Origin of the sequence: Thermoflavimicrobium dichotomicum, assembly GCF_900114055.1 — a bacterium.
GTDB classification, from domain to species: domain Bacteria; phylum Bacillota; class Bacilli; order Thermoactinomycetales; family Thermoactinomycetaceae; genus Thermoflavimicrobium; species Thermoflavimicrobium dichotomicum.
The window spans coordinates 17,677-30,346 of sequence record NZ_FORR01000003.1 but is presented as its reverse complement, the minus strand read 5'-3'; the positions used below and the strand labels follow the sequence as shown (position 1 = coordinate 30,346).

The following is a 12,670-nucleotide window of genomic DNA, read 5'->3' as shown; positions in this document are numbered from 1 at the left end:
AATGGATGAATGATGTTGGATGGAGGCAATGATCATGAAGTCATTATACCTTGATTATGGTGCGACAAGCCCTGTTCGCCCAGAAGTGCTGGATGCCATGCTTCCTTTTTTTCATAAAGAGTTCGGAAACCCTGGCAGCATTCATGACATGGGTACACGCCCTCATGCTGCAATCACTCATGCCCGAAAGCAAATCGCTGATGCGCTGGGTGCTTCTTCTTTGCGAGAAATTATTTTTACAAGCAGTGGAACAGAAGCAAACAATTTGGCGATCATCGGTGCTGCAAGAAATTGCCGAAAACAGAAAAAAGGAAATCATATTATTACCACAAAGATCGAACATCCCTCCGTACTTGAGGCTTGTCGCTATTTAGAGCGTGAAGGATTTCGTGTTACTTATCTCCCTGTCGATGAATGGGGTCAAGTACAAGTGGAAGATGTCAAACAGGCGCTAACGGATGAGACCATCCTGGTCAGTATCATGGCTGCAAATAATGAAGTAGGCACCATTCAGCCCATTAAAGAAATTGGGGCTGTATTAAAGGATACATCTGCCTTATTTCATACCGATGCAGTACAGTATTTCGGCAAAGTTCCTTTTACCGTTGAAGAACTGTGTGTCGATTTGCTATCCATCGGCAGTCATAAAATATACGGCCCAAAAGGGGTTGGGGCTTTATATATCCGTAAAGGAGTACGGATTGAGCCTCTATTATATGGCGGAGGTCAAGAACGCTCTTTACGTCCAAGTACGTTAAATACTCCGGCTATTATTGGATTTGGTGTTGCAAGTCAGCTTGCCAAAAAAGAAGTGGAGAAAGAGGCACAGCGACTTACCCAACTGCGTGACCTCTGTTGGAAACGGATTAAAGAAGGAATCGGTCAGGTAACACTGAATGGACATCCGTCTGAGCGTTTGCCCAATAATCTCAATCTCAGTTTCCATCAAGTCGAAGGCCAGGCGATCTTACTTGAACTCAACCGTGAACAAATTTATGTGTCCAGCGGCTCCGCTTGCAGTGCGGGAAAACATCAAGCTTCGCATGTACTCATGGCTATGGGGAAGAGTGAAGAAATAGCTTATCAAAGCCTACGGATCACTTTTGGAAAAGATACAACGGAAGAAGGAATTGATTTCTTTATTGAAAAATTGAAAAGCGTACTTGAGTATTTACGATCCTTAATTCCCGCTGAATAAAGGAGTTGGATGCCTTACATGATACCAATCAAAAAACAGCAACAACCAAGGAAACTGCTGAGACGATTAATGACGGGATGCTCTATTTTTGTTTTATCTTTCCTAGGTTGGATCGGTTTTATTTATCTGCAGCAAACAACGCATGCCGAACCTGATCAGGTTTATATCATGGGAACGATTGGGTCTTATGTCTTTGTTTTTATCTTCTTGCTGCTTTTGCTTTATTTTATCTTCTCCTTTGTAAAACTCCGATGCCAACCCGAACGACTGAAACGACGCTTTTATATCTTCGTCGCCTTCTACCTTATCGCCAGTCCTTTGGTTTTATTGTGCTTTGATAATTATCTGTTAGTGACTGCCAAAGGAATTCACTATAATCCATTTCTTACCGTGGAAGGAAACAAAATAAAAGAGTGGAATCAAATCGAAAAACTGGTTTTGGATTACGAAATCAAAAATATCCCGCCAAAAACACATGAAGACCTGCGTTTACGCTACATGCTTTACTTCAAAGATGGATCGACGGTGGATTTAAATAACGTAAACTCACCTTTATATAAAAAATCAGAGTTTATTACGATCCATCGGGTTTTGTTGAAATATAAAGTTCCGATCCAAATCATGCGTCCACTTCCTCCCTCTTTCCAGGACAAAGATTCATTTATTTATCAACTGTTTCACCAACAATATAGGCCAGATGATTCCAGACGATGAAAAAAGGCGACACCTGATTCGTTAAACGAATAGGTGTTGCCTTTTTTATGAAATCGCACTTGAGTCAATCACCAAGTAGTAAATACAATCACCCTTTCCGAAATTATAAAAGGAATGAGGCACATTCGCTTCAAACCAGATTGAATCTCCTTCATTCAACTCTACCCTTTGATCACCAAATTGAGCTTGAAGTGATCCTTTAGCCACCACAACGTGCTCAATAACACCCGATTTATGAGCAGGAAAAACACCCGTCGTCTTCCCTGCTGGCAGGACATTCAAAATAAACTCAATTCCTCTTGCCATGGATAACAAGTGCCGCTCAAAACCTGTTTCTGCATCACGGTACACCATTCGCTGCTCTTTTTTTGTCAGCCTATAATGTGTTTTTTCTTCCTCACCCAATAATTTTGACAAAGTGACTTCCAATGCCTCAGCAATCTGACAAGCCACTTGTACAGTCGGATTTTTTTCTTCTCGCTCAATTTTAGACAACATGGCACGACTGACCCCACTTCGTTCCGATAACTCCTGAAGTGACCAGCCTTTTTCCTTACGCATTTTATGAATATTCTTTCCCAATCTCATCGCTTCACCTCCTGATTTCTACTATAGTAGATATTTATCTTGAAAAAGGAACATACAGTAGAATATGATTACTATAGTAGAAATTATATACCATAGTAGATGAGAAAATGGAAGGTGAAGATGAATATGTTTTCTGTCCTCATTGCCCTTAGTCCGATCATCGCTGTACTTGTGGCGATTTTTCTCTTTCAACAACCTATTGTACGTGCTGGATGGATTGGATGCCTGACGGTTATATGGATAACTTTAAGTCCATCTTCTTTTCATCAACCATTTTCAAAACTTGAAGATTCCATAATCAAGGGAGGGTTAACTACCTCTGTCGTCGCCTATGTTTTATTTTTTGGAATCCTACTATTTCATTTACTTCAGGAAAAAGGCGTAATGAAATCATTTACAGCTTATTTAGCCCAGACTGTCAAGGATCCGATTCGTCAGGCACTCATATTGGCTGTCTGCCTTTCTCCATTAATTGAATCAGCCAGTGGTTTTGGACTTGGAGCCATTTTTATTCTTCCAATCATGATATCCTTACAGTTTACACCGCTTAAAGCTGTTCTGGTCTCATTGACCAGCTTAATGGCCGTTCCCTGGGGAGCTTTGGCTACAGGTACGGTTATTGGATCCCATCTGGTCCATATGCCCCTTAACCAACTGGGTACTGACAGCGCCATTCTCTCTATTCCACTTTTTATTTATTACACCTTTTTAATCGGTTATCTGGCTGATGGCTGGAATGGAATCCAACGTAGATGGGGAGAGATGTTGTGCGTTAGTGGAACACTATCCGGAGCAATATGGTTATTTAGCCATATTAGTGTCGAAATCGCTGGCATATTCGGTGCCTTAACCGCATTATGTGTGGAAATGGCTTGGATTCATGTAAGTACGAGGAAAAGGAAAGCAAATCGATCAACTGATCTGCAAACCCTTTCTTCACTATGGTTGGGTCTTAGCCCATATTTTTTACTCATTTTGCTTCTCTTGCTAACTCGAATGGTCCCAAAAGTGCAAAATATCTTGCTTTCAGTTGGCGTCATTGAAATTCCTGATATTTCATTCGCTTTACCAGTCTTTTATTCACCCGGTTTCTATTTGTTTCTCATCTGTCTATATACCATTTGGATCTTTCAAATCCGCTGGTCTACGATTCAAACGAGTATGATTCATACCTACCAGCGTTGGCAACCAGTCATCCTGTCTACTTTTTTATTTGTCACGATGGCAGAGATCATGTCCCAGTCAGGAATGATTGCCATTCTTTCACAAGTAGCCACAAAGACATTAGGTCAAGCTTTTTGGGTGATCTCTCCAGTGATCGGTGGACTTGGTGGATTTTTAACTGGAAGCAATACCGGCTCTAACTCCATGTTTATTCAACTACAAGTCCAAACAGCTCAACAACTATGTCTTTCCACATCTCTAATCGCAGCGGTACAAAACACCAGCTCTTCTCATTTAACCATGGTTCATCCTGCTCGCATTGCCTTAGGCATATCCATGGGACAATTAAAAGAAAAAGAAAATGAGGTGTTGGCAAAAATGAGTTGGGTGGGAATAGGGACTTTACTGATTTTAATCACAGAGCTATTCGTTGTCATGATGAGATGAAAGTAAAGGGGTGTTGGAAAAAGCCAAATTTCAACACATGAATGACCCCTGGCAACTTTTTTGTGTAAATGCCAGGGGTTCATCATTTTAATTATCCAATTCTGATCAGACATGTATGGCCGTTACTTCGCCAACTCATAAATCGCCTGTGCATAAATCGCCGTCGCCTTAAAGAGGTCTTCCAACTCAATAAACTCATCTTTTTGATGAGCCGTTTCTGGTTTGCCTGGGAATACGGGACCAAAGGCAACTCCTGTATCCAGGGTACGGGCATACGTGCCGCCACCAATCGCCATGAGCTCTGCCTTTTGACCTGTCTGCTCTTCATAAACACGAGCCAATGTTTGTACCAAGGGGTGCTCAGGCTCACAGAAGTGAGCAGGCTTATGATCAATATCAGTCAATCTCATGCCATAATTGGATACTTTTTCTTCAATCTCCGTCAGTATTTCACTGCTATTTCCTTTGATAGGATAACGTACATTGATTCGTACATAATGATCTTCCCGGTGTTTGTATTGGAAAACACCTGCATTTACTGTTAATTTGCCCACTCGGTCATCCTCTTGGGCAATCCCCAATTTTTCGCCAAAAAAGCTGTCCACAAATAAGTCATTAATCATTTGGATGTAACGGGCACCTTCAACATCCAGCTCTACTTCTTTCAAGAAACGAGCCAATTCCAGTGCTGCATTTAATCCCTTCTCTGGCTCCGAACCATGATGCGCACGTCCTTTCATGATGATTTTCAGATGATCATCGGCTTCTTCTGCAAATCCTTGAATCTGATGAGTCATTAAAAATTCCTGCACTTTCATTTTTAAATCAAACACATCTCCAGGTCCTGTTAACTTGGCCATCGCATAATCTGGAACCATATTCACTCGTTGTCCAGCCACAAATTCGTCCAATACCCATTCATATCCTTTTAATCGTGCCTGTTCTGAAGTCCCCATCACTTTCATATCCAGGAAACCTTTTTCTGCAATAATCAGGGGGAAATCGGCATCGGGTGTAAAGCCCATACCAGGCATTTCTTCCCGTTCAAAGTAATATTTCATACAGCGCCAATAACTTTCCTCGTCTCCACCTAAAATCAAACGAATCCGTTTGGAGACAGACAGTCCCAATTCCTTGATCATCTTCATCGCAAAATAAGCTGCCATAGCTGGGCCCTTATCATCGATGGCTCCTCGTGCATACAATTTTCCATCCCGGATCGAGGGGTCAAATGGGTGGGTTGTCCAGCCATCGCCAGCCGGAACGACATCAACATGTGCCAGTACTCCAATTAGCTCTTCTCCATGCCCATATTCAATATGCCCGGCATATCCATCCACATTGCGAGTACGAAAACCATCTCTTTCTCCCAAATCCAACATAAACTGTAGCGCCTCTGCAATTTTGGCGCCAAATGGTGCTCCACTACCGGCTGTCGATTCATCTAAAATACTTTCAATACTTAAAAATTTGACCAATTCTTCCACAAGTTGATCTTTTCTTTTATATACTTCATCTAGCCATTGCACTTGTGCCATAGATATTCCTCCACTCATAATCAAAATTCAAATCCGGTGTATCAGTTACTTCCCATATGTATCCATCTGGATCTCGAGAATTGAGAGTATTAGAGCTGGGAGCATACGGAAACATTTCGACAGGGTCATGAATCAGATCGGTTCTACTTAATTTAGAACCATTTCCCTACCGATTCTACCACTTCTTTAGTATCCGCTGTCAAACAGATATGCCGAGGGCCAATCGTATCTATTTTCAGAAGATAGTAGGGATCATCTTCTTCCATCCCATCAATCCACACTCATCAGATCCATTCCCATTCACGCCTCCAAAATTCAATGGGATGAATAACTTCTGCTTGACTTATTCTTTCCAATATAGCACGCTTACATTAAAAATGAAAATAGGAGAAAGGAGAAACGACTTTGCCTTATGCTTGGACCCATATCTTGTTTGGGCATGAGTTGATTCAACAAGCGAAACTCTCTCCTCCACAAAATCGATCTTTTTTTCAATTAGGTTGCCAAGGTCCTGATTTTTTCTTTTTTCATCGCTTCTGGCAATTTACCAAAAAGAAGACAGGTGAGAGGCTCGGCAATTTGTTTCATACCAAAAATTGTGGCCCTGTTTTGGTAGAATTCATTGAAGCAGCCAAAACTTATGCTGACTTGAGAGATTATGTGTTGGGTTTTATTACTCATTATATTCTCGATTATTCGACCCATCCTTATATTCATTATCGGGCAGGATACAAACGATTTAAACATCAAGAACTGGAAGTGATAATCGATACATTGATCGCTCTAGAACTTCGCAATCTGAAAACCTGGTCGACCCCTCTTGTTCCAGAAATCGATATTGGACATCTTCCATCTCATCTGGTCGATATCTTCTGGCAAATCACTCACCAATACTATTCAGACGGCAACCAAGAATGGAAACGCAACCATTATGATGAAGCCTATCAACATATGAAAAAAGCTTTTCAACTCTTCTTTGATCCTCAAGGGCTTAAATCATTTTTCACCTTTGGGCTTATTGCTCCTTTCCGACATAAAAAAAACATTCCCAATCGCGATTATCTAAACCTCAAACGAGAAAATTGGACACACCCAGCCATAAAGGAAGAAACATACACCGATAGTTTTTGGGATTTATGGGAAGCCGCCTTGCAAGATGGAAAAAGAATCTTGCCACGTGTAGTCCGCTATTGGGAAACAGGCGAAGAAACACGTGAATCCCTGTTACAATTAGTCGGTAACCGTTCCTATGATCATGGGAAGGATTGTTCACTGAACCTTGACAACGTTCTTTCAGACCCGATAGTCTAGTGTCATGGAAATGAAAGGGGGATTGTGGAATGGAATATACCCAACTGGGTACATCAGATCTTAAAGTATCACGCATCGGTCTGGGGACATGGGCGATTGGTGGCTGGCTCTGGGGCGGAACGGATGAAAAAGAGGCTATCAAAGCGATTCTATACGCTTTGGAATCAGGCATTAATCTAATCGATACGGCACCCATTTATGGATTTGGTCTGTCCGAAGAAATTTGTGGAAAAGCCATCCAGGAATATGGTCGCCGAGATCAAGTCATTATCGCCACCAAAGCGGGTCTTGAGTGGGATCAAGAAGAAAAAAGTTGGCGCAATTCGAGTCGAAAACGGATTTTGAAAGAGATCGATGACAGTTTACGCCGTCTACGCACGGACTATATCGATCTTTATCAAATTCATTGGCCCGACCCTGATACTCCCATCGAGGAAACGGCAGAAACTTTATACGAGTTATATCAGGCAGGTAAAATCCGTGCGATCGGCGTAAGCAATTTCAGCCCTGAGCAGATGGACGCATGGCGAAAAGTAGCTCCATTACATAGTAATCAACCTCAACTGAACCTGTTCCAATCTCATTTAAAAGATACCGTTTTCCGCTACTGCCATGAAAATCAAATCGGTACATTGACATGGGGAACACTTGCCCACGGTTTATTAACCGGAAAGTTTACAGCAGATGCTACTTTCCCCAAAGATGATCTACGGCATAATCACCCACTGTTTACCGGTGAACGTTTCAAACAGTATTTACAAGCCATTGAACGTCTAAAGGCATTTGCAAAAGAAAAAGGAAAATCGATCACCCAACTGGCCGTTCGTTGGGTACTTGACCAACCTGGGGTTACCTGTGCATTATGGGGAGCACGTCGTCCTGAACAATTGGAAGAAGCAGCAGGAACCGTCGGTTGGTCACTCACCAGCGAAGACTTGGCATACATGGATCAAATCCTGAAAGAAACAGTGCCGGTTCCTTATCAACCCCCAGCCAAATTCGGCCCTCCATCTCGTTCCGATTTAGGAATAAAGGCCTAACACCTTTTTCGGTGTTAGGCCATCTTGTTGACAAAGTATCCGTTATATGCCGGTTTTCCTTTTCCGTTTCACTCCCGTTGCTTAAAAACGAGCAAGAAGTCGTTCAACTGGAAAAGGAAAACCGGGTTTGTCAACAGCCTCGCCTAACACCTTATTCGGTGTTAGGCTTTTATTCCAGGAAAATCATTTCAGGATAAGGATGGCTGAGAAAATCATGATGAGAAATATCCCATCCATAAGCCCCTGCATATTGGAAAATGAAAATGTCACCCAATCGCAGTCGTTCCACCTTAACCTCTCTTGCCAGCACATCATTGGGGGTACAAAGTTCCCCTGCTACTGTCGCGGGTACTTGACTGATCTCCATCCGTGGAAAAGGGTAGGACCAATGGTCAATCGCCAACACAGCAAAAGGGTGACTATGCTTCCAGGCAGCTGGCAAACGAAAATGATGCGATCCACCACGAACGACAGCAAACCACTTTCCATGGTTTTGTTTGATATCCAACACTTCCACTGCATAATAACCGCACGCGGCAGTCAAAAAGCGGCCACACTCAAAATAGATGCCAGGGCATGGTTCCTTTTCTTTTAAGACCTGTTTCAACTGATTCGTAAAATCAGACCAGTGAAATTGCTGATCCACCTCGTTATAATTGACACCAATACCACCGCCTACATTCACAACCGACAATGGCACATCATAGTCCATCGCCCATTGTTGTGCTTTTTCGATGCATAACGAGACAAATCGAACATGAGCTTCTTCGTCCAGATTATTGGACATGGAATGAAAATGAAAGCCATGCAATTGAAGGAAAGACATTTCCTTTAATTTTTCCAGCACATTTGGGATCTGGCTTTCATCAATGCCAAATTGTGTTGCTTTTCCAGCCATTTGCAGTTGTCCACTCGGTAGCGGACTATGCAGATTCACCCGTAATAAAATCGAAACTTTTGCCTCCAAGGAACTGGCAATCTCGTGAAGCCGATATAATTCATGGAGACTTTCAACGTGAATATATCGCACCTTTTTTTCAATGGCGCCTCGTAATTCAGCATCAGTCTTGGCAGGTCCTCCAAAAATGAGAGGGATATTGGAATCAATTGCTCTTACCTTCTCGATTTCACCATAGGAGGCAACCTCAAATCCATCCACTAAAGGAGCCAGTGTTTCAATGATCTTGGCCTGGGAATTCGCCTTTACCGCATAAAACAACTGGCAACCATCAGGAAGTGACCTTTTCACCTGAATGACATGCTCCCGCAATGCGGAACAATCATACAGGTATGCACAAAACGGTTCTTTTGGATTCTTAAGTTTTTGCTCTAATATATAATTTTTTATTTTCAACAAGCTTCTCTATCCTTTCTACATGTAAAATCCCAAATTTGTCGCCAATAAACAGCTACAATCAATGAAATGAACATACAGCCCAATCCCATCAACAAACCAGCCCATAAAGCTCCAAATACATCTGCAACCAGGCTGATGATTAATGAGCCAAATGGAATAAGACCACGATCCATCATGGCGATGCTCACAATTCTTCCACGCAATTCATCAGGCACAACTGCTTGTATAGACACCCGGCTCATTGTTCGATAACACTGACCCATAAACCCAATAAAAAACATCATAATCACTGCTATCAGCAATGTATGTGCAAACATGAAGCAAGTAAGGAAAAAACCAAAGAAGAAAATGGAAAGAATCAATCGCTTGCCATCGGCCATCCACTTTCCGGTCGATAAGAAGGAAGAACAAAGAATGGCTCCCATACCTGAAGCTGACAAAAGCAAACCAAAGCCATCTGCATTTAACTGCATGAGATGCTTGGCAAACAGCGGCATCATGGAAGTATATGGAAAACCGAATATCATCGGTACAATTGCCAATATAAACAAGGATTGGACCACGGGATTAGATCGAATATATTGAACAGCTTCACTGATATCCTGTTTTAAATGAATGGATTTCATCTGAGCTGGGGAATCTTCTTCTCTCGGCATGATCAACAATGTCAAAATATAAACACCAATACTCCATGCATTTAACCAGAATAGATCACTTGCTTCATATTTTGTCAGTAAAAAGCCGGCAAGCGCTGGACCCATGATCCGGGATAAATTAAGTACCAATGCATTTAACGAGATCGCACTTGCCATATGCTGCTCTGAAACCAATGTCGTTATATAGGTATTGCGGATGGGTAAATCGATGGCTGAAAACAAGGAGCGAAGGGTAACAATCCCAGCCATCAACCAAAAACAGGAATCAAAGGGGATGAGTGCAAGTATACAGGTTAAAAGCAACACCACACATTGACAACGAACCAAAACCTTTCTCTGATTCCAACGATCTGCCATCACTCCGGCAGGAATACTGGCCAGAAAAACAGGGATCAGGCGGCATGCGTTGATCACAGCCAAATAAAAAGGAGAGTGAGTATACGCCAATACCGCCCAATTAAGCACGGTATAATCAATCCATTCACCAAGTCGAGAAAAGAAGTTTCCCCAAGTATAGATTCGATACGACTTATTCTTCAACGCGAATTTTGATTCTGATTTTCTTTTCTCAACTACAACTTTCATCTTTCTACATTTCCTTTTCTACAATATAAGCATAAAGTGGATTTGGGACCGAAACATAATGATATCCTTGTCCATCTTTCGTTAATCTCATCATTGTCAACGCCTTATGGGCTACTTTCTCCTGATAGAAATAGCATTGATCCTGTATCGCATCCAGGCGAACATCTGGATCTGTCATTAACTGAGTAAACACTCGATCGGTAACCTCAAACACAACTCGCCATAACTCTTGCTCTGAAATAGCAAAGTGTTGACATAATTGCACAATGAGTTCGCCAAGGTGATTCTGATATACAGTATAAAACACTTTATTGCGCATTTCGTCTTCCTGATCAGTTAAAGTCAGCGAACCAGGATAAAAATGGATATCAATCGCATATTTTTCTAACCTTTTTGAATAGATTCGCGCGCCTCCCCAGTCTCGGAAAAGCATCTTGACAGGCCGACCATTTCTAAATACAGGTATACTGTTTTGCAGATGTCCTTCCAATCCGATTCCATACTTCACCATCAAGGTTAAATAACCAGACAAAGTGATTTGGGCATATTCATACATAAGCTGTTTGGCTGCCCGAGATTTGTTTGGCTCCTTGATCGCTTGTGCATATAACTCGACAAGTTCACATAAAATGGGCTTATCCATACATGGCGATGGAGCATATAAAGCCGTTCCTACAATGGCTACTTCATCAGAAGCTACATGATCCTCCACAGGTTCCCGAAACACCGCAGTCAGATTGCGACTTTTCAATACTTGTTTGGAATTCAGATTAAATCCGGCCCACTCACAAATCGGGATAAAGTATCTCCTTAACTCCGGTTCACGCTTCATCACTTCCAGAATGCATTTGGAAAAGCGAGGAGCATTATTGGCCGTTTGTCTGGAAATCGAACGAACCGTTGAGGTCATTTGACTATGGACTGCCACTTTCACCGCCCATCTTCTGCGATCATGAAGAGGTTCTGGATGAATGGTACGGAAAGATGAACTGGCTTTACATGGCACATAATAATCAGTGATGGGAATGACCAGCTGTTGGGCCATTTCCTGTTCATACACAACAGGAATCACCCGTTTCATTTGCCAGGCATGAACGGGAATCAATACGTATTGGCTCAGATCAATTCCTTTTTTCTTTACATGATCCAATAAATCGGGATATTGGTCCAGCGTACAAGCATTGGGCTCCTCTTGTTTTTCCCAAACGGTCCATTCCACAATCTCTTTATGAACAGCCACGAAATAAAGCTGTGGAGAGCTTTGGCACTCAGGAGCATAGGCATATACGGCAGCCGGTTCCATATCCATCTTGGTTTTTGCACTTGGATGCAGATTGTGCCCTTCCATACAAAATTGCTCAAAAAAGAGATGACTGTCAAATTGACTCTGCTTTTCTTTTTGTTTTGACACCCATGTAACCAAATGATCAACTTCTTCATTGTCCATCTTATGTTTCAAACTCTTTTTTTTCTGATCCCAACAAACATAGGCAAGTGTTTGATTCGCACATGCATTTCTCAGTTCTTCTGCAAATTCAACCCATTTATATTCCCCGCAATGTTGAAATAAATAAATCCATTCTACAGGATGTTTTAAAGCCCGCAATTCGGTTGTTGTCACATAATAAATCGGTCCGTCAATGATATAGCGTCTAAAAGCAAACAGCCCCTGAACGGGAATGACCACCCAAGCTTTGTCATTCAATGCATAGACCTTGTAAATGATATTTTCCTTTAACCCCTGCTTGCTCAGTTTTTTTAATAAATGATGCCACTCCTGTTTCCAGATCGGAACATGAAAAGCATACACACGATCAATCACACGAAGATCAAAAGCTTGAGAAGACAGTCCTGCAATATCTTCTCTTAACATCGCAGAAACCAATGCTTTTAGTACCGTTTCTCTTCCTTTATCCAGATATTCCTTATACAAAGGAGCCAATGCTGGCTCTTGTTTTTCCAAAAACTCATAGACTTCCCTTTCGTATGTATCCCATTTTCCTGCCGATATGTTTTGATAAACGGATTCAAGTGGAGTCATTTTTTCCATTCTCTGTATCTCTACAGCCATC

General features: G+C 41.9%; 10 protein-coding genes. 5 read left to right on the top strand and 5 right to left on the bottom strand.

Annotation, left to right across the window (positions count from 1 at the left end; genetic code table 11):
- Positions 1 to 34 precede the first annotated feature (34 nt).
- Complete coding sequence (locus BMZ78_RS04570) at positions 35 to 1,198, top strand: cysteine desulfurase family protein (protein WP_093228356.1); 1,164 nt, start codon at positions 35 to 37, stop codon at positions 1,196 to 1,198.
- Between the two features lie 18 nt (positions 1,199 to 1,216).
- Entirely contained in the window at positions 1,217 to 1,912 is a 696-nt protein-coding gene (locus BMZ78_RS04565; protein WP_093228355.1) for a hypothetical protein, read from the top strand.
- Between the two features lie 45 nt (positions 1,913 to 1,957).
- On the opposite strand, the gene BMZ78_RS04560 is transcribed toward BMZ78_RS04565, so the two are convergent.
- Positions 1,958 to 2,500 (bottom strand): helix-turn-helix domain-containing protein, encoded by a 543-nt coding sequence (locus BMZ78_RS04560; RefSeq protein ID WP_093228353.1) that lies wholly within the window; start codon positions 2,498 to 2,500, stop codon positions 1,958 to 1,960.
- A gap of 120 nt (positions 2,501 to 2,620) precedes the next feature.
- Between BMZ78_RS04560 and BMZ78_RS04555 the strand changes: the two genes are divergently transcribed.
- Positions 2,621 to 4,111 carry an L-lactate permease gene (locus BMZ78_RS04555; RefSeq protein WP_175482290.1) on the top strand — a complete coding sequence of 497 codons (1,491 nt, stop codon included), beginning with the start codon at positions 2,621 to 2,623 and terminating at the stop codon, positions 4,109 to 4,111.
- Positions 4,112 to 4,233: 122 nt separating this feature from the next.
- On the opposite strand, the gene pepV is transcribed toward BMZ78_RS04555, so the two are convergent.
- Positions 4,234 to 5,649: a dipeptidase PepV gene (pepV, locus tag BMZ78_RS04550; RefSeq protein ID WP_093228350.1), complete on the bottom strand. Its 1,416-nt coding sequence runs from the start codon at positions 5,647 to 5,649 to the stop codon at positions 4,234 to 4,236.
- Between the two features lie 405 nt (positions 5,650 to 6,054).
- On the opposite strand from pepV, the gene BMZ78_RS04545 reads away from it, so the two are divergent.
- Both BMZ78_RS04545 and BMZ78_RS04540 read left to right on the top strand, forming a co-directional pair.
- Entirely contained in the window at positions 6,055 to 6,960 is a 906-nt protein-coding gene (locus BMZ78_RS04545) for a zinc dependent phospholipase C family protein (RefSeq protein ID WP_093228349.1), read from the top strand.
- A gap of 29 nt (positions 6,961 to 6,989) precedes the next feature.
- Entirely contained in the window at positions 6,990 to 8,000 is a 1,011-nt protein-coding gene (locus BMZ78_RS04540; protein ID WP_093228347.1) for an aldo/keto reductase, read from the top strand.
- A gap of 169 nt (positions 8,001 to 8,169) precedes the next feature.
- On the opposite strand, the gene BMZ78_RS04535 is transcribed toward BMZ78_RS04540, so the two are convergent.
- The 3 genes from BMZ78_RS04535 to BMZ78_RS04525 are packed head-to-tail and all read right to left on the bottom strand — an operon-like array spanning position 8,170 to position 12,669.
- Positions 8,170 to 9,357 carry a type III PLP-dependent enzyme gene (locus BMZ78_RS04535; protein ID WP_245739735.1) on the bottom strand — a complete coding sequence of 396 codons (1,188 nt, stop codon included), beginning with the start codon at positions 9,355 to 9,357 and terminating at the stop codon, positions 8,170 to 8,172.
- Complete coding sequence (locus tag BMZ78_RS04530) at positions 9,351 to 10,598, bottom strand: MFS transporter (protein ID WP_093228346.1); 1,248 nt, start codon at positions 10,596 to 10,598, stop codon at positions 9,351 to 9,353. Before BMZ78_RS04530 ends, BMZ78_RS04535 begins: the two co-directional genes overlap by 7 nt.
- Before the next feature lie 4 nt (positions 10,599 to 10,602).
- Positions 10,603 to 12,669, bottom strand: a complete 2,067-nt coding sequence (locus BMZ78_RS04525) for an IucA/IucC family protein (RefSeq protein ID WP_093228344.1) — start codon at positions 12,667 to 12,669, stop codon at positions 10,603 to 10,605.
- Between the last annotated feature and the right edge of the window lies 1 nt (position 12,670).

Coding starts and splice junctions, on each gene's coding strand:
- BMZ78_RS04570 (WP_093228356.1), top strand. CDS start 35: ATGAAGTCATTATACCTTGATTATGGTGCGACAAGCCCTGTTCGCCCA.
- BMZ78_RS04565 (WP_093228355.1), top strand. CDS start 1,217: ATGATACCAATCAAAAAACAGCAACAACCAAGGAAACTGCTGAGACGA.
- BMZ78_RS04560 (WP_093228353.1), bottom strand. CDS start 2,500: ATGAGATTGGGAAAGAATATTCATAAAATGCGTAAGGAAAAAGGCTGG.
- BMZ78_RS04555 (WP_175482290.1), top strand. CDS start 2,621: ATGAATATGTTTTCTGTCCTCATTGCCCTTAGTCCGATCATCGCTGTA.
- pepV (WP_093228350.1), bottom strand. CDS start 5,649: ATGGCACAAGTGCAATGGCTAGATGAAGTATATAAAAGAAAAGATCAA.
- BMZ78_RS04540 (WP_093228347.1), top strand. CDS start 6,990: ATGGAATATACCCAACTGGGTACATCAGATCTTAAAGTATCACGCATC.
- BMZ78_RS04530 (WP_093228346.1), bottom strand. CDS start 10,598: ATGAAAGTTGTAGTTGAGAAAAGAAAATCAGAATCAAAATTCGCGTTG.
- BMZ78_RS04525 (WP_093228344.1), bottom strand. CDS start 12,669: ATGGCTGTAGAGATACAGAGAATGGAAAAAATGACTCCACTTGAATCC.